19 protein-coding genes are annotated in these 19,197 nt (G+C 60.4%); 14 read left to right on the forward strand and 5 right to left on the reverse strand.

The features are described 5' to 3' along the window. Positions 1-70 precede the first annotated feature (70 nt). From BMS17_RS20270 to fabF, 3 genes are all read left to right on the forward strand, one after another. Positions 71-406, forward strand: coding sequence for a helix-hairpin-helix domain-containing protein (locus tag BMS17_RS20270; protein ID WP_046031770.1), 336 nt, complete (start codon positions 71-73; stop codon positions 404-406). A gap of 205 nt (positions 407-611) precedes the next feature. Further along, entirely contained in the window at positions 612-1,406 is a 795-nt protein-coding gene (locus BMS17_RS20275; RefSeq protein ID WP_046031771.1) for an SDR family oxidoreductase, read from the forward strand. 32 nt (positions 1,407-1,438) lie between these two features. Beyond that, the gene (fabF, locus tag BMS17_RS20280; RefSeq protein ID WP_046031772.1) at positions 1,439-2,713 is read left to right on the forward strand and encodes a beta-ketoacyl-ACP synthase II; all 1,275 of its coding nucleotides are present in this window, start codon (positions 1,439-1,441) and stop codon (positions 2,711-2,713) included. Here fabF and BMS17_RS20285 read toward each other — a convergent pair. Next, complete coding sequence (locus tag BMS17_RS20285; protein WP_077431588.1) at positions 2,710-3,267, reverse strand: TetR/AcrR family transcriptional regulator; 558 nt, start codon at positions 3,265-3,267, stop codon at positions 2,710-2,712. The genes fabF and BMS17_RS20285 overlap by 4 nt on opposite strands. Positions 3,268-3,442: 175 nt before the next feature. On the opposite strand from BMS17_RS20285, the gene BMS17_RS20290 reads away from it, so the two are divergent. Both BMS17_RS20290 and BMS17_RS20295 read left to right on the forward strand, forming a co-directional pair. Then, positions 3,443-4,096: a GntR family transcriptional regulator gene (locus BMS17_RS20290; RefSeq protein WP_046031774.1), complete on the forward strand. Its 654-nt coding sequence runs from the start codon at positions 3,443-3,445 to the stop codon at positions 4,094-4,096. Positions 4,097-4,111: 15 nt separating this feature from the next. Next, positions 4,112-4,963, forward strand: a complete 852-nt coding sequence (locus BMS17_RS20295; RefSeq protein WP_046031775.1) for a DUF1989 domain-containing protein — start codon at positions 4,112-4,114, stop codon at positions 4,961-4,963. Positions 4,964-5,008: 45 nt separating this feature from the next. Here BMS17_RS20295 and BMS17_RS20300 read toward each other — a convergent pair whose 3' ends face one another. Continuing rightward, the gene (locus tag BMS17_RS20300) at positions 5,009-5,176 is read right to left on the reverse strand and encodes a DUF2897 family protein (RefSeq protein ID WP_077431589.1); all 168 of its coding nucleotides are present in this window, start codon (positions 5,174-5,176) and stop codon (positions 5,009-5,011) included. A gap of 124 nt (positions 5,177-5,300) precedes the next feature. Next, complete coding sequence (gene eat / locus BMS17_RS20305; RefSeq protein WP_077431590.1) at positions 5,301-6,665, reverse strand: ethanolamine permease; 1,365 nt, start codon at positions 6,663-6,665, stop codon at positions 5,301-5,303. A 426-nt stretch (positions 6,666-7,091) separates the two neighbouring features. Between eat and kdpF the strand changes: the two genes are divergently transcribed. From kdpF to BMS17_RS20335, 6 genes are all read left to right on the forward strand, one after another. Continuing rightward, the gene (gene kdpF, locus BMS17_RS20310) at positions 7,092-7,181 is read left to right on the forward strand and encodes a K(+)-transporting ATPase subunit F (protein WP_007899818.1); all 90 of its coding nucleotides are present in this window, start codon (positions 7,092-7,094) and stop codon (positions 7,179-7,181) included. An 8-nt stretch (positions 7,182-7,189) separates the two neighbouring features. Continuing rightward, complete coding sequence (gene kdpA / locus BMS17_RS20315) at positions 7,190-8,884, forward strand: potassium-transporting ATPase subunit KdpA (RefSeq protein WP_046031777.1); 1,695 nt, start codon at positions 7,190-7,192, stop codon at positions 8,882-8,884. A 10-nt stretch (positions 8,885-8,894) separates the two neighbouring features. Next, a complete protein-coding gene (gene kdpB, locus BMS17_RS20320; RefSeq protein ID WP_046031778.1) occupies positions 8,895-10,952 on the forward strand; it encodes a potassium-transporting ATPase subunit KdpB in 2,058 nt (685 codons plus the stop codon). 144 nt (positions 10,953-11,096) lie between these two features. After that, positions 11,097-11,642: a potassium-transporting ATPase subunit KdpC gene (kdpC, locus tag BMS17_RS20325; protein WP_046031779.1), complete on the forward strand. Its 546-nt coding sequence runs from the start codon at positions 11,097-11,099 to the stop codon at positions 11,640-11,642. 130 nt (positions 11,643-11,772) lie between these two features. After that, the gene (locus BMS17_RS20330; RefSeq protein WP_077431591.1) at positions 11,773-14,424 is read left to right on the forward strand and encodes a sensor histidine kinase KdpD; all 2,652 of its coding nucleotides are present in this window, start codon (positions 11,773-11,775) and stop codon (positions 14,422-14,424) included. A 49-nt stretch (positions 14,425-14,473) separates the two neighbouring features. Beyond that, a complete protein-coding gene (locus BMS17_RS20335) occupies positions 14,474-15,163 on the forward strand; it encodes a response regulator (RefSeq protein WP_046031781.1) in 690 nt (229 codons plus the stop codon). Positions 15,164-15,208: 45 nt separating this feature from the next. Here BMS17_RS20335 and BMS17_RS20340 read toward each other — a convergent pair whose 3' ends face one another. Continuing rightward, complete coding sequence (locus BMS17_RS20340) at positions 15,209-16,249, reverse strand: patatin-like phospholipase family protein (protein ID WP_046031782.1); 1,041 nt, start codon at positions 16,247-16,249, stop codon at positions 15,209-15,211. A gap of 225 nt (positions 16,250-16,474) precedes the next feature. Between BMS17_RS20340 and BMS17_RS20345 the strand changes: the two genes are divergently transcribed. The 3 genes from BMS17_RS20345 (at position 16,475) to BMS17_RS20355 (ending at position 18,613) form a co-directional block, all read left to right on the forward strand. Beyond that, positions 16,475-16,753 carry a hypothetical protein gene (locus BMS17_RS20345; RefSeq protein ID WP_046031783.1) on the forward strand — a complete coding sequence of 93 codons (279 nt, stop codon included), beginning with the start codon at positions 16,475-16,477 and terminating at the stop codon, positions 16,751-16,753. 46 nt (positions 16,754-16,799) lie between these two features. Beyond that, positions 16,800-17,567: a CHAD domain-containing protein gene (locus tag BMS17_RS20350; protein ID WP_046031784.1), complete on the forward strand. Its 768-nt coding sequence runs from the start codon at positions 16,800-16,802 to the stop codon at positions 17,565-17,567. Between the two features lie 248 nt (positions 17,568-17,815). After that, positions 17,816-18,613 carry an acyl-CoA thioesterase II gene (locus BMS17_RS20355; RefSeq protein ID WP_077431592.1) on the forward strand — a complete coding sequence of 266 codons (798 nt, stop codon included), beginning with the start codon at positions 17,816-17,818 and terminating at the stop codon, positions 18,611-18,613. On the opposite strand, the gene BMS17_RS20360 is transcribed toward BMS17_RS20355, so the two are convergent. Then, positions 18,614-18,979 carry an Mpo1-like protein gene (locus BMS17_RS20360; protein WP_046031786.1) on the reverse strand — a complete coding sequence of 122 codons (366 nt, stop codon included), beginning with the start codon at positions 18,977-18,979 and terminating at the stop codon, positions 18,614-18,616. Between the last annotated feature and the right edge of the window lie 218 nt (positions 18,980-19,197).

Raw genomic sequence — 19,197 nt, forward strand, 5'->3', positions numbered from 1 at the left:
CACATCGCCTAAGTTTGGAGAGCAGCTTCGGAAAAGCTGCTTTCTCAAACGATGTCATGGAGCTTCAATTATGCGTACTGGCTATTTCTACTCCCTGGTTTTTGCCCTGCTTACCAGCGCTTCTGTTGCCACCATTGCCGCGCCTGCGGCAAAACCGGAAGCTGTCACCCCTCCGTTGGTACTGGACGTTTCCGCCAAGGCGCAATCTGGCAAAGTCGATCTCAATGAAGCCGATGCCCCGACACTGCAGCGTGAGCTGGCCGGCATCGGTGAGGCCAAAGCCAAGGCGATTGTTGCTTATCGTGAGAGTAATGGGCCATTTTCATCCGTAGATGAACTGTTGGAAGTGAAGGGGATAGGTAAAGCGATCCTGGACAAGAACCGCGAAAAACTTCAAGTGAACTAAGCTTGTAACTCAACGCCAGAGGCCGGTCATTGACCGGCCTTTTTACATTCTGGCGACTGTGGTGGCGGGGAGCATTTCATTGCTCAGTAAAAAATTATGTCTATCATATTGCTCTTAAATTATGCCTATAATCCATTTGTCATGCGCCACGACGTGCTGGCATTTAGACGCTAACTTCCCTCAAGCCTCTCCCAGGAGCACAGTCATGACTTCTCCCCAGTCCCAAGGTACGGCCCTCGTCACCGGAGCGTCTTCCGGTATCGGTGCGATTTACGCTGAGCGGTTGGCAGCGCGTGGTTTTGATTTGCTTTTGGTGGCTCGCGATGAGCAGAGGCTAGAGGCTGCGGCGAGTAAATTGCGCGCCGAACATGGCGTTCAGGTGGAGGTGCTCAAGGCAGACCTGACGCAAAAGGATGATGTGTTGAAGATCGAGCAGCGTCTTCGCAGCGATTCAAGTATCAGCCTGTTGCTGAATAACGCTGGCGTCGCGGCGGATGGGCTGCTGGCGAATGCCGATATGGAACAGCTGGAGAAGTTGATTCAACTGAATGTCACCACGGTCACTCGATTGGCATCGGCGGCAGCCGCCAGTTTTGCCAAGGCAGGTCGGGGGGCGATCATCAATATCGCGTCGGTGGTGGCCTTGTTTCCAGAGCGCTTCAATGCGACCTACAGCGCCAGTAAAGCTTATGTGTTAAGCCTGACACAGTCCCTGAATGCCGAACTGGACGGGACCGGGGTCAAGGTTCAGGCCGTGTTGCCCGGCGTTACGCGTACCGAGATCTGGGAACGTTCAGGTATCGACGCTAGCCAGATTCCGGCGGACATGGTCATGGAAGCAAGTGAAATGGTCGATGCCGCCTTGTCGGGGCTGGACCAGGGTGAATTGATCACTATTCCTTCGTTGCCAAACGCGTCCGAGTGGGACGACTTTGTAAAGGCTCGCCTGGTAATGGCGCCCAATCTTTCCAAAAGTAAGGCCGCCGCACGTTACAAATGAGGCACCTTCCATCGGCTTGAGGTAATAACGGCATGAGTGATCGTCGAGTAGTTGTAACCGGCATGGGCCTGGTGTCTCCGCTGGGTAGCGGTGTGGAGACTGTCTGGGAGCGTCTGCTGGCTGGGCGTTCGGGATTACGAAATTTGCCGGACGAGGTGGTCGCCGATCTGCCGGCGAAGGTCGGCGGAGTGGTGCCGACGTTGGCGGAGGATGCCGAGGCGGGTTTTGACCCGGATCGAGCGACCCCCCCCAAAGAGCAGAAGAAGATGGACCGCTTCATTCTGTTTGCCATGGAGGCCGCGCGCCAGGCGTTGGAGCAAGCCGGTTGGCAAGCGCTGGAAGCACAAGCTCAGGAACGCACGGCCACTATTATCGGTTCGGGTGTCGGTGGGTTCGGTGCCATTGCCGATGCGGTGCGCACCACCGACAGTCGTGGTCCACGACGATTGTCGCCCTTCACCATTCCTTCGTTTCTGGTCAACCTCGCGGCGGGACATGTGTCGATCCAGCACGGATTCAAGGGCCCGCTGGGCGCCCCGGTGACGGCATGTGCGGCCGGGGTGCAAGCGATCGGTGATGCCGCTCGGTTGATTCGTTGTGGTGAAGCGGACATTGCCGTGTGTGGCGGCGCCGAGGCTTCGATTGATCGGGTCAGTCTGGCCGGGTTCGCGGCGGCGCGGGCCTTGTCCAGCGGTTACAACGACACCCCGGAGCGCGCTTCCCGGCCGTTCGACAGTGGGCGTGACGGCTTTGTGATGGGCGAGGGCGCGGGCCTTCTGGTGATTGAATCGCTGGAGCATGCCTTGGCTCGCGGGGCGCAGCCAATAGCCGAGTTAGTCGGCTACGGCACCAGTGCCGACGCCTTTCACCTGACAGCAGGCCCCGAAGATGGCAATGGTGCGCGCCGAGCGATGTCGCTGGCGTTGGCGCAGGCCGGGATTTCACCGTCTCAGGTGCAGCATCTCAATGCACACGCAACTTCGACGCCGGTTGGCGATCTCGGCGAGTTGGCCGCGATCAAATCGTTGTTCGGTTCTGACAATAAGGTGGCGGTGACATCGACCAAGTCGGCGACGGGGCATTTGCTCGGTGCGGCCGGTGGGATTGAGGCGATTTTCACGTTATTGGCGATTCGCGATCAAATCGTGCCGGCCACCCTGAATTTCGAGAATCCGGACCCGGCGGCTCAAGGCGTGGACATCGTCCATGGTCAGGCGCGGCCAATGGCGATCGAGTATGCGTTGTCCAACGGCTTCGGGTTTGGCGGAGTCAACGCCAGTGTGCTGTTCAAGCGCTGGCAGGGTTAATCCTGTGATCGCTTGAGGTAGGCGCGAGTCACGTCGAGGATCCGCTGAGCCAGTTCCGGATTCTCGACACTACGCGATAGCAGAAGCGCCCCGACCAGCGTCGACATGATGACAATGCTGTGGTCGGCGGCGTCATCTCGGTCCAGGGTTCCCTGGATTTGATCGAGCCGGGCGTGGAGCACCACATCACTGGTCGGGCTCGGCTGCCCGCGCAAGCCAAGTTCCGACGACATGGTTGGCAACGGGCAACCTTCTTGAGGTGAGGTCTGGTGCCATTCAGATAAGTAAGCGTCGATGAAGGCGTCCAGCGGGCGATCCTGGGCAAACAGCTCGGCACATTTGACGTCGACCTGATCGCCAGCGGCCTGGAGCGCCTTTTCCACCAGTTCGTCTTTCGATTTGAAGTGCGAATAAAAACCGCCGTGAGTCAACCCCAGCGCTTTCATGAGTGGTTGCAGGCCAGTCGCACCAATACCGTCACGACGAAATCGCGCCGAAGCTTCCTTGATGATGCGTTTGTGGGTCTGGGCTTTATGGTCCTGCGAGTAACGCATGTGAAATCTCCGCAACAATGCGCCATCTTAACCAATGAAAATTGAATGGTGACTGTACTTCTACTTCTAAAAAGCATGCAGATGCGTCCAACTCCGTCCTGAGTGCGACAAAAACATGGCATGAATAGTGATTACTCGGTAACTGGAGATTGTTGAACAATCAAGGGCGAAGAGCATGAGCAACGGACAGTCCCTGGCCGACCAGATCACATTGGAATTGCGCGCCGACATCATTGGCGGTCGTTTGCTACCCGGCATGGCATTGGTCGAAAACGATCTTGTGCTTGCCTACAGCGCGTCCCGCAACACGATCCGCGAAGCCTTGCATCGGTTGGGGCAGGAAGGGTTGACCGTGTATGTACGCAACAAAGGTGTGAGGGTGCGCAGGCTCGGTGTCAAGGATGTGGTGGACCTGTTCAAGGTCCGTCGCACTCTGGAGTTACAGGCCATCAACGTCAGTCAGCCGTTGGGCGATGACCAGTCCGACCAAATGCTCCTGGCCCTTGAAGCGACTGAATTGGCCAGGGAGCGCGAGGACTGGCGTGCGGTCGGCACCCACAGCCTGGCGTTTCATCAACACATTGTCGGGTTGTTGCGCAGTCCACTATTCGATGAGTTCTTCACCAACGTTGTCGCGCAATTGCGCCTGGTGTTTTTCGTCGCCCCCGATGAGTCGCGTTTTCAATCACCTTGGCTTGCGCGTGACCAGCAGATCCATCAATTGCTGGCCGAAGGCGACCAGCGTGCGGCGATGGAGGCCATGAGCCTTTATCTCGACGACTCCGAACACCTCCTGTTGCAAATGCTTGCCTCTTCATCCCATCACTGATCGAGGACTCGTGCCATGTACAAAGACTATCCGGCGGCCTATCAAGTCAGCAAAGGCTCGGCACTGCAGGTGGACAAGCCGTTCTACGAACGGATTCGTGACGCAAAGGAGGGGCGCACACTGATCGAGCAGTTCGAAGTACCCATCCGCACCGGCCGCGCCTGGAACGTGCCGGCAGGGCATGTGTTTCGGGTGACCACACCGGTGGGCCCGCAAGTGGGAGACTTCAATGTGTGGAATGCACACGACCCACGGGAGCGCTTGTGGGCGGCGCGAACCCGTCAATTGCAAGGTGCCCACGTCAGCACCCATGACCGGCTCTGGTCGAACCTGCCTTTTTTGCGCCCTTTGGTGACCATTACCGACGACAGCCTGGCCAGTTATGGCATCGACGAACATGGCGGGCGCTTGCACGATTTACTCGGCACCCGCTGCGATCCTTATGTGAACAAAATGCTCACTGGCGAGGACTTTCATCATCACTGCCACTCCAACCTGACCCGCGCCGTGTTGCCCCATGGCCTGACCGAGTTCGACGTGCACGACGTGCTGAATATTTTCCAGTGCACGGGCCTGAACCACGACGACCTGTACTTCATGAAAGCCTGTCCGGCGCAGAAGGGCGATTATCTGGAGTTTTTTGCCGAGATCGATTTGCTGTGCGCACTCTCGACCTGCCCCGGCGGTGACCTGTCGCTGGCCATGTGGGGGCCGGATGCGCAGGATCCGCTGACCGTGTGCCGGCCACTGGGCGTGGAGATTTATCGGTTGGAGGATTCGTTGTTGCAAGGCTGGAGCCAGCCGGAGCGTGCGGCCTACAAGGGGCTGCATGGCTTGCACATCGCCAAGGCCGATTGGGAGCAGTAGGCACGTAAAACCCTGTCATTCACTGAGAATGACAGGGTTTTTGGTTTAACGGTCCTGCGCTTCCTTGGCATCCATTTCCGCATTGCGTTCAGCGACGCGTTTACGTTGTTCGTCGCTCAGTTCGACCTTGTTGGCGGTGTCGCGCAACATCATCAATCCGCCAACGATCGAGCCGATGGCAACGATCAGAATCAACCAGGCATACCAGGGCATAGGGCTCTCCTTGAGGGCAGGCCGATTGGCGGAGATCGTCAATCGATCGTGCATACCACTTTGAGCGATGAGGTTTCGCCGTGGTTCCATTCTATGCCTGATCTGGCCAGTGCACCTGCGCCGTTTATAGCCCGGTCAACATGGCGTCCGCCGGTGCATCCGCGCGCAACTGCGCGGTCATCAGGAAGTACACGAAACCCACCGCCATGAAACCGAGGAAAATCAGTCCGATCAAGGTGTTGAACCAGGCCATGGCCACCAGGCAGACCACTGCCAGCAACAACGCGATCATGGGGACCAGCGGATAGCACGGCGCACGGAAAGTGCGTTCCAGGTTCGGTTCGGTTTTACGCAACTTGAACAGGCTGAGCATGCTCATGATGTACATCACGATCGCGCCGAACACCGCCATGGTGATCATCGCCGCGGTCAGCGTCATGCCACCGAGGTTGATCAGGCCATCGCTGTAAATCGCGGCGATTCCGATCACGCCGCCCACGATAATGGCTCGATGCGGGGTCTGGAAACGCGACAGTTTGGCCAGGGAGGCCGGCAGATAACCGGCCCGGGCCAACGCGAAGAACTGCCGCGAGTAGCCGAGAATGATCCCGTGGAAACTGGCCACCAGGCCGAACAGGCCGATCCACACCAGCATGTGCAACCACCCGGAGCTTTCGCCGACCACGGTTTTCATGGCTTGCGGCAGTGGATCGTTGATGTTCGACAGGGTGCGCCAGTCACCCACGCCGCCAGCAAAGAACATCACGCCCATGGCCAGCAATACCAGGGTCAGAATGCCGCTGATGTAGGCTTTTGGAATCGTGCGTTTCGGGTCCTTGGCTTCTTCGGCCGCCATGGCCGCGCCTTCGATGGCGAGAAAGAACCAGATGGCGAAAGGGATTGCCGCGAACATCCCGGCTATTGCCGGGGCGCCAAACACGTCGGAACCGGCCCAGCCATTCAACGCGAAGTTACTGAAGCTGAACGCCGGGGCGACCACACCCATGAACACCAGCAGTTCTGCCACGGCCAATACGCAGACGACCAGCTCGAAGGTGGCCGCGAGTTTCACCCCGAGAATGTTCAGGCCCATGAACACAATGTACGCGCCGACCGCTGCGTGCTTAGGGTCCAGCGCCGGGAATTGCACGTTCAGATACGCACCAATCGCCAAGGCAATCGCTGGCGGCGCGAAGACGAATTCGATCAGCGTCGCCAGCCCGGCGATCAATCCGCCTTTTTCACCAAAGGCGCGACGACTGTAGGCAAATGGGCCGCCGGCATGGGGAATCGCCGTGGTCAGTTCGGTGAAGCTGAAGATGAAGCAGGTGTACATGGTGGCGACCATAAAAGAAGTCACCAGAAAGCCCAATGTCCCCGCCACGCCCCAGCCGTAACTCCAGCCAAAGTACTCGCCGGAAATCACCAGCCCGACGGCAATGCCCCACAGGTGCAACGTGCCCAGCGTGGGTTTGAGTTGTGTGTTCATGCGCTTGCTCCCTGAACGGTTTGGAATGCTCGGGGGAGGGCGTGTGCAGCGGGCGTGCCAGTGTTGTGATTGCAGTCGTAAAGCGCAAAAAGGTGTCGTATCGGGGGATGTTCGCAGCTGGATGGGGGCATTTTTATGCGCTAGTTGGGTGCGATGTTGTTAGAACTGCCGCCATCGCGGGCAAGCCCGGCTCCCACAGGATTTGTGCCAACCGCATCATCTGTTTCCACCGCTGAACCTGTGGGAGCCGGGCTTGCCCGCGATGAGGCCCGTCGAGACACCGAAAAAACGGCCTGTAACAAACCCATAAACCCACTCTTTACGCTTTCTTTATGCCCCGCACACACCCTCGATCTCGTTCCTTTACAGCCTTCCTTCCGACAATGACTCCACACGCGGCAATACGCCGTAACACGGAGAACTTCCATGAGCGTTCTGGACGGAGTGTCACTGCTACTGGCAGTGGGGCTGTTCATTTATCTGTTGGTTGCGCTGTTGCGCGCGGACCGGAACTAGGAGCGGCTATGCACAGTTATGACTATTGGCTGATCCTCGCGTTTTTCGCGGTGGTATTGGTCCCGGCGCCGTTTCTAGGGCGCTTCTACTACAAGGTAATGGAAGGTCAGCGCACGTGGCTGACACCGATTCTCGGGCCGGTGGAGCGCGGCTGTTATCGCGTGGCCGGCGTTGATCCGCAGGCTGAACAGAGCTGGCAGAAATACACGCTGGCCTTGCTCGCCTTCAATCTAGCGGGCTTCTTGCTGTTGTTTGCGATCCTGTTGTTCCAGGATCACCTGCCGCTGAACCCGCAAAACCTGCCGGGTCAGGAGTGGACATTGGCGTTCAACACCGCCATCAGCTTCATGACCAACACCAACTGGCAGGCCTACAGCGGTGAAGCGTCCCTGAGTTACTTGAGTCAGATGGCCGGCCTCACCGTGCAGAACTTCGTCAGCGCCGCCACCGGCCTGGCGGTATTGGTTGCGCTGTGTCGCGGTATTGGTCGCAAGTCGACCAAGACCCTGGGCAACTTCTGGGTCGACATGACCCGCGCCACCCTCTACGGCTTGTTGCCGCTGTGCCTGCTGCTGGCGCTGTACCTGGTCTGGCAGGGCGTGCCGCAAACCTTCGCTCAGTACGTGAATGCCGTGACGATGCAAGGTGTCGATCAGGTGATCCCACTCGGTCCTGCCGCCAGCCAGATTGCGATCAAGCAACTGGGCACCAACGGTGGCGGCTTCTTCGGCGTCAACTCGGCGCACCCGTTCGAGAACCCGACGGCGTGGAGCAACTTGTTCGAAGTGGGCTCGATCATCCTGATCCCGGTCGCGCTGGTATTCACCTTCGGCCACTACGTCAAAGACTTGCGTCAGAGCCGCGCGATCATCGCCTGCATGTTGGCGCTGTTCCTGATTGGTGGCGCGACTTCGCTGTGGGCCGAGTACCAACCGAACCCGGCGCTGAACAACGTCGCCGTCGAACAGACCGCGCCGCTGGAAGGCAAGGAGGCACGCTTCGGCACCACCGCCACAGTGCTGTGGTCAGTGACCACCACGGCGGCGTCCAACGGTTCGGTCAACGGCATGCATGACAGCCTTAACCCGCTGAGCGGCATGGTCGCGCTGGTCAACATGATGGTCGGCGAAGTGATCTTCGGCGGTGTCGGCGCTGGCCTCTACGGCATGTTGCTGAACGTGTTGATCGCGGTGTTCCTCGCCGGCCTGATGATCGGGCGCACGCCGGAATACCTCGGCAAGAAACTGCAAGCCAAAGAAGTGCAGTTGCTGGTGGTGACGTTGCTGGTGATGCCGGTCGGCGTGCTGGTGCTCAGCGCGATTGCGGCGAGCCTGCCCGGTCCTGTCGCCGCTGTCAGCAACCCCGGCCCGCACGGTTTCAGCCAATTGCTTTACGCCTACACCTCGGCCAGCGCCAACAACGGTTCTGCGTTCGGTGGCTTCGGTGCCAACACGCCGTTCCATAACCTGATGCTGGGGCTTGGCATGTTGATCGGTCGCTTCGGTTACATCCTCCCGGTACTGGCCCTGGCCGGCAGCCTGGCGATGAAGAAATCCGCACCGATCGGCCCGAACAGCTTCCCGACCCATGGCCCGCTATTTGTGACGTTGTTGACCGTGACCATTTTGCTCGTGGGTGGTTTGACCTTCTTGCCGACGTTGGCGCTGGGTCCGATTGCCGAACACTTGAGCTTGGGCTTCTGAGGAATCAATGATGAATATGCCCGCAACTAAAGCCGCTGCCGTCAAAGCGCCGGAACAACCGAAAACCGCGATCTCGGCCCTCTGGCGGCCGGCGCTGGTGCAAGCCTTCGTCAAGCTCGACCCACGGCAATTGCAGCGTGCGCCGGTGATGCTGGTGGTCGAACTGACAGCCATCCTGACCACTGTGCTGTGCTTCATTCCCGACAGCAGCGTGCCGACCTTTGTCGCCGCGCAAATCGCCTTGTGGCTGTGGTTCACCGTGCTGTTCGCCAACTTCGCCGAAGCCTTGGCCGAAGGTCGTGGCAAGGCCCGCGCCGACAGCCTCAAGGCCGGCAGCGAAGGCTTGAGCGCCCGTCGTAAAACCAGCAACGGCACATTCCAGGTCGTGCCGGCCACGAATCTGCGCAAGGGCGATGTGGTGCGCGTCGAAGCGGGGGAAATGATCCCCGGTGACGGCGAGGTCATTGAAGGCATCGCGGCAGTCAACGAAGCGGCGATTACCGGTGAATCCGCACCGGTGATTCGTGAGTCCGGGGGCGACCGCTCGGCCGTCACCGGCAACACTCGCCTGGTGTCCGACTGGTTGCTGGTGAAGATCACCGCCAACCCCGGCGAGTCGACGCTGGACCGTATGATCGCGTTGGTCGAAGGCGCCAAACGCCAGAAGACACCCAACGAAGTCGCGCTCGATATTTTGCTGATCGGCCTGACCCTGATCTTTCTGCTGGTGGTCGTCACCCTGCAACCGTTCGCCCACTTTGCCAATGGCAGCCTGCCGCTGGTATTCCTCGTGGCGTTATTGGTCACGCTGATCCCGACCACCATTGGCGGTTTGCTGTCCGCCATCGGCATCGCCGGGATGGACCGTCTGGTGCGCTTGAACGTGATCGCCAAGTCCGGTCGGGCCGTGGAAGCGGCGGGGGACGTGCACGTCCTGTTGCTGGACAAGACCGGCACCATCACCTTCGGCAACCGTCGTTGCACGGCGGTGCATCCGGCACCGGGTGTCAACGCCAGGGAACTGGCCGAGGGCGCGTTGTTCGCCTCGCTGGCCGATGACACGGCCGAAGGTAAATCCATCGTCGAGTACCTGCGCGGCACTCAGCCTCAACCTGAACCCGCCACCGAATTGCTGACGGCCGTACCGTTCAGCGCTGAAACCCGCTTGTCCGGTGTCGACTATCAGGGCCGTGTGTATCGCAAGGGCGCGGTGGATTCGCTGCTGGCGTTCCTCGACCTGAAGCGCGCCGACCTGGCCGCGCCGCTGTCCCGGGAAATCGACAAAATCGCTCAGAGCGGCGGCACCCCGTTGCTGGTCTGTGCCGACGGTAAATTGCTCGGCGTGATTCACCTCAAGGACGTGGTTAAACCCGGCATCCGTGAGCGTTTCGCCGAGCTGCGCAAACTGGGGATTCGCACGGTCATGGTGACCGGCGACAACCCGCTGACCGCCGCCGCGATTGCCGCCGAAGCGGGCGTCGATGACGTGTTGGCCGAAGCCACACCGGAGAAAAAACTCGCGCGAATCCGCCATGAGCAAAACGACGGTCGCCTGGTCGCCATGTGCGGCGACGGTGCCAACGACGCCCCGGCCTTGGCCCAGGCGGACGTTGGTATGGCGATGAACGACGGTACACAAGCGGCGCGCGAAGCGGCGAATATGGTCGACCTCGACAGCGACCCGACCAAGCTGCTGGACGTGGTGCAGATCGGCAAGGAATTGCTGGTGACGCGCGGTGCGCTGACGACGTTTTCCATTGCCAACGACGTGGCCAAATACTTCGCGATTTTGCCGGCGCTGTTTGCCTCGATCTATCCGCAACTGGGTGTGCTGAACGTCATGCACCTGACCAGTCCGCAGAGCGCGATTCTGTCGGCCATCGTATTCAACGCCCTGATCATCGTGGTGCTGATTCCTCTGGCATTGCGCGGCGTACGCGTGCAGGCGGCCAGTGCGGCGGCGTTGCTGCGACGCAATCTGCTGATTTATGGGCTGGGCGGGATCGTGGTGCCGTTCGTGGGCATCAAGGCGATCGACATGCTGCTGACGGCGTTGCATCTGGTTTGACCGTGGCGAGCGCTTCGCGCTCGATCGCGGGCAAGCCTTGCACCTGCGACGCCAACCCGTAGGAGCAAAGCTTGCTCGCGATGAATGCACCTCGGTGCACCTGACTGAACGTTGTATTTGTTCTGCGAATTCGAGGATTTTGAAATGACCACAATGATACGTCCGGCCTTGAGCCTGCTGGTGCTGATGACCCTGATTACCGGCGTTGCCTACCCATTGGTTGTCACCGGCGTCGCGCAGGTCGCGTTCCCGGATCAAGCCAATGGCAGTCTGGTGCGCGATGCCGACGGCAAGGTCCGGGGTTCGTCGCTGATTGCCCAGGACTTTGTCGGTGACGCCTGGTTCCACCCGCGTCCATCGGCCGGTGCCTTTGCCACGGTGTCGAGCGGCGCCAGCAACCTGTCGCCGAGCAATCCGGCGCTGGCCACTCGGGTGATCGACGAGGCCAACAAGCTTCTGGTGCCAGGGCAGGGACCCGTACCGTTGGCCTTGTTGACCACCTCGGGCAGCGGCCTCGATCCGCACTTGCCACCGGCCGCGATTGCCTATCAACTGGCGCGAGTTGCCGCAGCGCGTAATCTGCCGGTGTCTACGCTGCAACAATTGTTGGACGCGCACATTGAACAGCCGTTGGTGGGGCCGCCGGTGGTGAACGTGTTGGCGCTGAATATTGCGCTGGAAAAGTTGTAAATCGGTGGCGCTGTCAATCGCAGGCAAGCCCGCTCCCACATTGGAATGTATACCCTTTTTGTGGGAGCGGGCTTGCCCGCGATGACGGTAGAAAGGTCACCCCATCAACACCTGAATAAAGAGAGCAAGCATGAGTGACTCCGGCCGCGCCGACGCGCTGTTAGCAGACCTGCCCCGCGATGGTCGAGGCCGGCTCAAGGTCTTCCTCGGCGCCGCGCCCGGGGTCGGCAAAACCTACGCCATGCTGCAAGCGGCACACACTCAATTGCGCCAGGGTGTGAAGGTCATGGCCGGTGTGGTCGAAACCCATGGCCGCGCCGAAACCGAAGCGCTGCTCGGCGGTTTGCCGCAGCAGCCGTTGGTGCGCTCGGAATACCGTGGGGTGATGCTCGAAGAAATGGACCTCGACGGTTTGCTCGCTGCCAAACCGAAACTGGTGCTGGTCGATGAGCTGGCCCACAGCAACGCCCCCGGCAGCCGCCATACCAAACGCTGGCAAGACATTCAGGAATTGCTCGCCGCCGGCATCGATGTCTTCACCACGGTCAACGTCCAGCACCTCGAAAGTCTCAATGACCAGGTCCGTGGCATCACCGGCGTACAGGTTCGTGAAACCCTGCCGGACTGGGTGCTGCAAGAGGCCTACGAACTGCTGCTGATCGACCTGCCTCCGCGCGAGCTGCTTGAGCGCTTGCGTGACGGCAAAGTCTACGTGCCGGAGCAGGCGCGAGCGGCCATCGATGCGTTTTTTACCCAGACCAACCTGACCGCCCTGCGCGAAATGGCGATGCAAACCGCCGCCGCCCAGGTCGACAACGACCTGGCCCAGGGTTATCGCCAACTCGGTCAGGCGGCGCCAGCGGTGCGTGGGCGATTATTGGTCGGCGTCGATGGCGATGCACAGGCCGAGCGCCTGGTGCGCCACGCCAGCCGCGTTGCCCAGCGCCGGCATTTACCGTGGAGCCTGGTGCATGTCGACAACGGCAGCGTGCGCGACGAGCAATCGCGCCTGCGTCTGCAAAGCGCCCAGCAATTGGCCGAACGCCTCGGGGGCGAGGTGGTGTTGTTGCGGGCAGGCGAGGTCGCAAAAACGCTGATCCAGCACGCCGCCGAACGCCGCGCCAGCCTGGTGTTGGTTGGCCAGTCCCGGCAACGTTTACGTCGGCGGTTGTTCGGCGGCGGCTTGGCGTCACGCCTGCTGCGTGATGCGCGCGGGCTGGAAATCAACGTCCTCGACAGTGCTCACACACCGCATCAGCCGCGCCAGCGGTCGGCGCAGACGCTGGTGTGGTTCGACTACGCGCTGGCGATGGTGGCGACGGTGTTGGCCAGCGCCTTGGCCTGGGGTGTGGCGAGTGTTTTGCCGCTGCCCAATATCTCGCTGGTGTTTCTCGCCGCCGTATTGCTGGTGGCGGTGCGCAGCAGCCTCGGCCCGGCGCTGGCCTGTGCGGCGCTGTCGTTTTTGACCTATGACTTCCTGTTCATACCACCGAACTTTTCCTTCAGCATCCAGCGCGAAGAAGACGTGCTGACGTTGCTGTTCTTCCTGTTGATGGCGGCGCTTACCGGCAACCTCGCGGCCCGGCAACGGCGGCAATTGCAGGCGCTGCGTGACACTCAGGAAGAGACCACCGAACTGCTCGACCTGTCGCGCAAGCTGACCGCCGCCACTGACCGCCAAGCCGTGGTCAGTGCCGCCGCACAACACCTCAATGGCTGGAGTGATCTGCAATTGTGCCTGCTCAATCAAGACGGGCAGGGTGGCTGGAAAGTTGAAACCGGCGGCCCGCTGGAGTTTTCCGAAGCCGAGCGCGCGGCCGCCGATTGGGCCTGGCAGCACGATCAACCCGCCGGTGCAGGCACCGGAACATTGCCAATGGGGCGTTGGTGGTGGTGGCCGTTGTCGGTGGAAGACGGGCCGTTGGCGTTGCTCGGCGTGTGCGCCAAAGAAGGCCAGACTTTAAGTGGCCAACGTCGGCGTTTGTTGACCGCGTTGAGCCAGCCGCTGGCGCAGGCGCTGGCCCGTGCGCAACTGGCCGAGGACCTCGAAGCGGCGCGACTGCATGGCGAAACCGAGCAACTGCGCAGTGCGCTGTTGGCCTCGGTGTCCCACGATTTGCGCACACCGCTGACGTCCATGCGCGGTAGCATCGACAGCCTGTTGGCCCTCGGTGAAGCCATTCCACTGGAGGATCGCCAGGAATTGCTCGAAGGCACCCGCGACGAAGCCGAGCGCCTGGATCGCTATATCCAGAACTTGCTGGACATGACCCGCCTCGGTCACGGCGCGCTGAAACTGGCGCGCGATTGGGTGTCACCGGCCGACATTGTCGGCAGTTCGCTCAATCGACTGCGCGCAGTGCTGACGCCATTGCAGGTCAGCACTGAAGTGCCGGCAGAGTTGCCATTGCTGTTCGTCCACGCGGCGCTGATCGAACAGGCACTGGTCAACGTATTGGAAAACGCTGCACGATTTTCACCGGCGCATGGGCGTTTGCAGTTGCGCGCCGGGGCCGACGACAGTGAGCTGTTTTTCTCGGTGAGTGATGAAGGGCCGGGGATTCCGCAGGAAGAGCGGGCGAAGATTTTCGACATGTTCTACACCGCCGCGCGCGGTGATCGGGGCGGGCAGGGCACCGGGCTGGGGCTGGCGATTTGTCAGGGGATGGTGGGAGCGCATGGTGGGCGCATCAGCGTCGGCGATGGCATCGATGGGCGTGGGACCTGCATCACCCTTCACTTGCCGTTGCAGGAACAGCCTGCATTTGAGGGTGAGCGATGAAAGTGAAGCCTGATACCCTTTGGACATCTTCACGCCGTGATCAGAAACCATGAGCCAGACCGCGACCATTTTGGTCATCGACGATGAGCCGCAAATCCGTAAATTCCTGCGTATCAGCCTGGTCTCCCAAGGCTATAAAGTGCTGGAAGCCGGCACCGGCACCGAAGGCCTGGCGCAAGCCGCGCTGAACAAACCGGACTTGCTGGTACTCGACCTCGGTCTGCCCGACATGGACGGCCAGCAAGTGCTGCGCGAGTTTCGCGAATGGTCGACAGTGCCGGTGCTGGTGCTGTCGGTACGCGCCAGTGAAGGGCAGAAAGTCGAGGCACTGGATGGCGGTGCCAATGACTACGTGACCAAGCCGTTTGGTATTCAAGAGTTTCTGGCACGGGTGCGCGCCTTGTTGCGTCAGGCACCGGTCGGGGAGGCTCAGCAAGCGGCGTTGACGTTCGGCCCGTTGACCGTAGACCTGGCGTATCGACGGGTGCTGCTCGATGGCAGCGAAGTCGCGTTGACCCGCAAGGAGTACGCAGTGCTGGCGCAGCTGGCGCGACATCCGGGGCGGGTGATTACGCAGCAGCAGTTACTCAAGGATATCTGGGGGCCGACCCATACCGAGGACAGTCATTACCTGCGGATTGTGGTGGGGCATTTACGCCAGAAGCTGGCGGATGATCCAACACAACCGCGGTTTATCGTGACCGAGGCGGGGGTTGGGTATCGGTTGCTTGATACCTGATCGCTGATCGTTCCCACGCAGCGCGTGAGAACAATCCTCAGAATCTCAGGGCTCGCGCTCATTCTCATAGCGGTCCAGCGTATCCCGCGCAATCTCCCGTCCCAGCGCGATCAGCTCCGGCGCCTTGTAGAACTCGAAAAACCGGCAGACCCGCTTCGGCACGTTGATCAGAATATCCGGCGGGTAACCGGCGATCTTGTACTGCGCCAGCGACGTTTGCATCACCTCGAAACTCTGGTTGATCAGGTCAAGCAGCGAGGCGGGGCCGACGTTGTCGATGATGAATGAGCCGGTGGCCGATTTCGGCGCACCGTCGCGTTCAGGGGCCGCGGCCGGTTGCTGCGCTGCGGGCTCGGCAGATTCGACCCAAGGGTTGATCTCGGCCGCTTCTGCCATCAGAGCTTCCTTCTCCAGCAGCAGCAATTGTTCGGCCTGTTTGCGGCGGAAGGGCAATTTGGAACCCAGCGAATTGATCAAGCTGTCGAAGCGGGTCTTGAACGCCGCCGGGCGCTGAATGACCGGCAGTTGATAATGGCGCTGGTTGGTGGAGTTGAGATTGACCGCGATGATCAGGTCGCAATGACTCGACACCACCGGCACGATCGGTAAAGGGTTGAGAATGCCGCCATCGACCAGCATCCGGTTGCCCTGCATCACCGGGGTGAAGAGGCTGGGGATCGCCGCCGAGGCGCGCATGGCCTGGTGCAGGCAGCCTTCCTGGAACCAGATTTCCTGCTGGTTGGTCAGGTCCGTGGCCACGGCCGTGTAAGGAATGCGCAGGTCTTCGATATTGATCTCGCCGACGATCTTGCGGATCTGCCCGAAGACCTTCTCACCGCGAATCGCGCCAAGCCGAAAGCTGACGTCCACCAGGCGCAACACATCGAGGTAATCCAGGCTTTCGATCCAGTTGCGATACTCGTCAAGTTTGCCAGCGGCATAAATCCCGCCGACCACCGCGCCCATGGAACAACCGGCGATGCAGGCGATGTCGTAGCCACGCCGTTCGATCTCTTCAATGACACCGATATGGGCATAGCCTCGGGCTCCACCTGAGCCCAGTACCAGTGCGATACGCTTTTTCATGAATCGCCCTCGTCTGACAAGGTTCAACAATGCACCCATTGAAGGGCGGGCTTCAATCGCCAAGGTCGCTCGATGGGCCGGGCGCGTCGTTTTTTCGACACTCCGTGGCGGCACATGGCTATTCTTCGCACGCTATAGTTTTGTTTGCCTTGTGTGGCCAAGGCACTTTTCACGTGCCGGACCGTCATACCTGCACGACTGTTGACCTATCTTGAGGTGGTATTGATGAAAGCCTGGATTTGCGTACCTTTGATTGCATTGGCGCTCGCCGGTTGTGCCGGTAAAACGGCTTACCGCGAAAGCTGTGGAAGCCAGATCGATGCGGCGTGGCATGAGCTAGACTTGGCCAAGGCCGAAGGTTTCGCCGGGACCGTCAGCTACTCCAAGGCTCTGTCGTTGCTGACCGGTGCCAAGACCCAGCAACAATTCGAAGCTTACGAAGGCTGTGCCAGCAAGGCCCAGAAAGCACGGTTCTATATTCGTGAGTCTCGTGCCGGCCGTTGAAGGCATGACGTAGGCAAGAGGGGAAGTTCGACTCAGGGAGCAAGCGATGTCTGATTTGGTTGATCGGTTGGTGGCTCATGTCCTGGGCCTTGAAGTCCGCTTGTTGGCCTGTCAGGCACGCTTGAGTGCTCGCACTGACCCTGAAGCGTTACACGACCTGCGCACCACGGTTCGCCATTTGCGCAGCCTGTTGCGACCCTTGCGTGGGCTGCCCGGCGTCGAGCAGGTAGAGGCAGCGGCGGCGCGGGTCGGCGAACTGACCACGCCGTTGCGCGATCGTGAAGTACTGGCGGCCTATTTGCTTGAACACGGTCAGTCCGAAGCCGCACATTGGCGGTTGGCGCAAATGGTCGAGGCTTATCCGGCGGTGGCGGTCAGCCCCGAGCTGGCGCAGCTGCTGATGATCTTCGACGCCTTTCCGCGTTTTTTACGCGCGTCCCAGCGTCAGGGTTTGCTCAAGGGTTTGCGTAAGCGCATCGAAAAACGCTTGGGCAAACAGTGGAAGAAACTGGACGTGGCGTTGCACGATCCGGCCCATGACCGACACCGTTTGCGCCTGTTGATCAAGCGCGTGCGCTATGGCATCGAAGCCTATCCCGAGCTCGACCGTTTGCCGAAGTCCGCGTTGTCCCGATTGAAGTCGGCGCAGAGTGCCTTGGGTGATTGGCACGACAGCTGGCAATGGCTGGCCAGGGCGCAAGAGGAAGCTGATTTGCAGCCGTGTGTCGCCGTCTGGAAAACCACCTTGGCCGAGGCCGAAAGCCGCGCCGATCGCGTTCTCGACAAACTAAGCGCCCGCTGTTTCAAATCCTGAAAGCACAACCGATCAAAAATGTGGGAGCGGGCTTGCCCGCGATGGCGGCAGCACAGACACCTTAATAGTGACTGTCAGACCGCTATCGCGGGCAAGCCCGCTCCCACATTTGTTTTGTGTTGGGTGTGCAATCCGTGTTCGCACCAGTCACGGCCCTTCTGTCAGTGCTTTTGGCCGGAATAAGTGCTGTATCCACGTCGCTGGCTGGTTAAGATCCCTCTCTACTTTTTTCCGTCTCTGAGGTTTTCATGCGCTTTTGCGATCTGCTCGACGCCGTCCGCCGGCAACCGCTGGAGCTGTCTATTCCGGCCGGATGGGCGCAGGGGCGTGCCAGTTTCGGTGGCCTGGTGGCGGCGTTGCAATACGAAGCCATGCGCGCAAAAGTCCCGGCAGACCGGCCGGTGCGTTCGCTGGCGATCACCTTTGTCGGCCCCGTTGAGCCTGAAGTGCCTGTCAGCTTTGAAGTCGATGTATTGCGCGAAGGTAAGGCTGTCAGCCAGGTGCTCGGCCGGGCGATGCAGAAGGGGCAAGTGGTGACGTTGATTCAGGGCAGCTTTGGTGCCTCGCGGCCTTCCGAAGTGGCGATCGCGGCAAAACCGGCACCCGACATGAAGCACTGGGACGAATGCCAGGAGTTGCCCTTCATTCCCGGCGTGATTCCAGAGTTCATGCAGCATCTGGCGATGCGCTGGGCGGTAGGTGGCATGCCGTTCACCGGCAACGACTCTCGCGAAATGGGCGGCTGGGTGCGTTTGCGTGGGGACGTGAAGGAGGAGGCTGTCACTGAGTCACATATTCTCGCGCTGGTGGATGCCTGGCCGCCGTCCTTGTTGCCTCATTTGAAAAAGCCGGCAATGGGCAGCACGCTGACCTGGACCATCGAATTCGTCCAGCCATTGCTGCCATTGAGCACGCTGGACTGGTGTAAATACCGGGTGGAAACCGAGCACGGCGCAGACGGCTACGGCCATGCGGCTGCAAAACTCTGGAGCGCGGACGGTCAGTTGATCGCCATGAGCCGGCAGACGGTCACGATTTTCGCCTGATCAGTGCCGACGGTGGCGCTCACGCCAGGCGCGCCACCAGCCACCGCTCAGAAAAAACCGTGGGAACGTCAGGAACTGCTCGACCAGCAAGCGTGACACCGCGTCTTTGCGATCACTGAACGGCTCGGAGGCTTGCGCCTCCAGACGGTGACCGTGACGTTGCAGGGCCAGGGCCGCGAACAGGCCGACCACACCGATGGCGATGTTTGCCAGGCTCAGGTTGAACACACCGGAAACAATCAATAGAAACGCCACAATGAACAGCGGCACGGCAATCAGGTGCAGCACCAGGTTGGTCGGGTGCTGATGATTGTTGGGGTACGCTCGCCATTGCCAGGCGGGTAGGTTGGGGTGACGTTTGCCCATGTTGGAACTCCTCAATCCGTGTTGACCATATGATTGAAGAATAGGCGGGGGGAGGACGGTCGGCGAATCGAGGTTGGCTATAGGGTTAATAGGTGGGCATGGCCAGGTTTGATGTGCCCCGGCAAACGCTATCGTCGGATCGCCGCCCGGACCAGGCCCGCTCCCACTGTGTATGTGTGTTGTCACCTAACGAGTGGTCACTGAAATCACATGTGAGA

The sequence above is a fragment of the Pseudomonas sp. C9 genome, from assembly GCF_002000165.1.
Taxonomy (GTDB): domain Bacteria; phylum Pseudomonadota; class Gammaproteobacteria; order Pseudomonadales; family Pseudomonadaceae; genus Aquipseudomonas.

Bases quoted from the DNA above. Each gene is read 5' to 3' on its own strand.
- BMS17_RS20270 (WP_046031770.1), top strand. From the start codon at position 71: ATGCGTACTGGCTATTTCTACTCCCTGGTTTTTGCCCTGCTTACCAGC.
- BMS17_RS20275 (WP_046031771.1), top strand. From the start codon at position 612: ATGACTTCTCCCCAGTCCCAAGGTACGGCCCTCGTCACCGGAGCGTCT.
- fabF (WP_046031772.1), top strand. From the start codon at position 1,439: ATGAGTGATCGTCGAGTAGTTGTAACCGGCATGGGCCTGGTGTCTCCG.
- BMS17_RS20285 (WP_077431588.1), bottom strand. From the start codon at position 3,267: ATGCGTTACTCGCAGGACCATAAAGCCCAGACCCACAAACGCATCATC.
- BMS17_RS20290 (WP_046031774.1), top strand. From the start codon at position 3,443: ATGAGCAACGGACAGTCCCTGGCCGACCAGATCACATTGGAATTGCGC.
- BMS17_RS20295 (WP_046031775.1), top strand. From the start codon at position 4,112: ATGTACAAAGACTATCCGGCGGCCTATCAAGTCAGCAAAGGCTCGGCA.
- BMS17_RS20300 (WP_077431589.1), bottom strand. From the start codon at position 5,176: ATGCCCTGGTATGCCTGGTTGATTCTGATCGTTGCCATCGGCTCGATC.
- eat (WP_077431590.1), bottom strand. From the start codon at position 6,665: ATGAACACACAACTCAAACCCACGCTGGGCACGTTGCACCTGTGGGGC.
- kdpF (WP_007899818.1), top strand. From the start codon at position 7,092: ATGAGCGTTCTGGACGGAGTGTCACTGCTACTGGCAGTGGGGCTGTTC.
- kdpA (WP_046031777.1), top strand. From the start codon at position 7,190: ATGCACAGTTATGACTATTGGCTGATCCTCGCGTTTTTCGCGGTGGTA.
- kdpB (WP_046031778.1), top strand. From the start codon at position 8,895: ATGAATATGCCCGCAACTAAAGCCGCTGCCGTCAAAGCGCCGGAACAA.
- kdpC (WP_046031779.1), top strand. From the start codon at position 11,097: ATGACCACAATGATACGTCCGGCCTTGAGCCTGCTGGTGCTGATGACC.
- BMS17_RS20330 (WP_077431591.1), top strand. From the start codon at position 11,773: ATGAGTGACTCCGGCCGCGCCGACGCGCTGTTAGCAGACCTGCCCCGC.
- BMS17_RS20335 (WP_046031781.1), top strand. From the start codon at position 14,474: ATGAGCCAGACCGCGACCATTTTGGTCATCGACGATGAGCCGCAAATC.
- BMS17_RS20340 (WP_046031782.1), bottom strand. From the start codon at position 16,249: ATGAAAAAGCGTATCGCACTGGTACTGGGCTCAGGTGGAGCCCGAGGC.
- BMS17_RS20345 (WP_046031783.1), top strand. From the start codon at position 16,475: ATGAAAGCCTGGATTTGCGTACCTTTGATTGCATTGGCGCTCGCCGGT.
- BMS17_RS20350 (WP_046031784.1), top strand. From the start codon at position 16,800: ATGTCTGATTTGGTTGATCGGTTGGTGGCTCATGTCCTGGGCCTTGAA.
- BMS17_RS20355 (WP_077431592.1), top strand. From the start codon at position 17,816: ATGCGCTTTTGCGATCTGCTCGACGCCGTCCGCCGGCAACCGCTGGAG.
- BMS17_RS20360 (WP_046031786.1), bottom strand. From the start codon at position 18,979: ATGGGCAAACGTCACCCCAACCTACCCGCCTGGCAATGGCGAGCGTAC.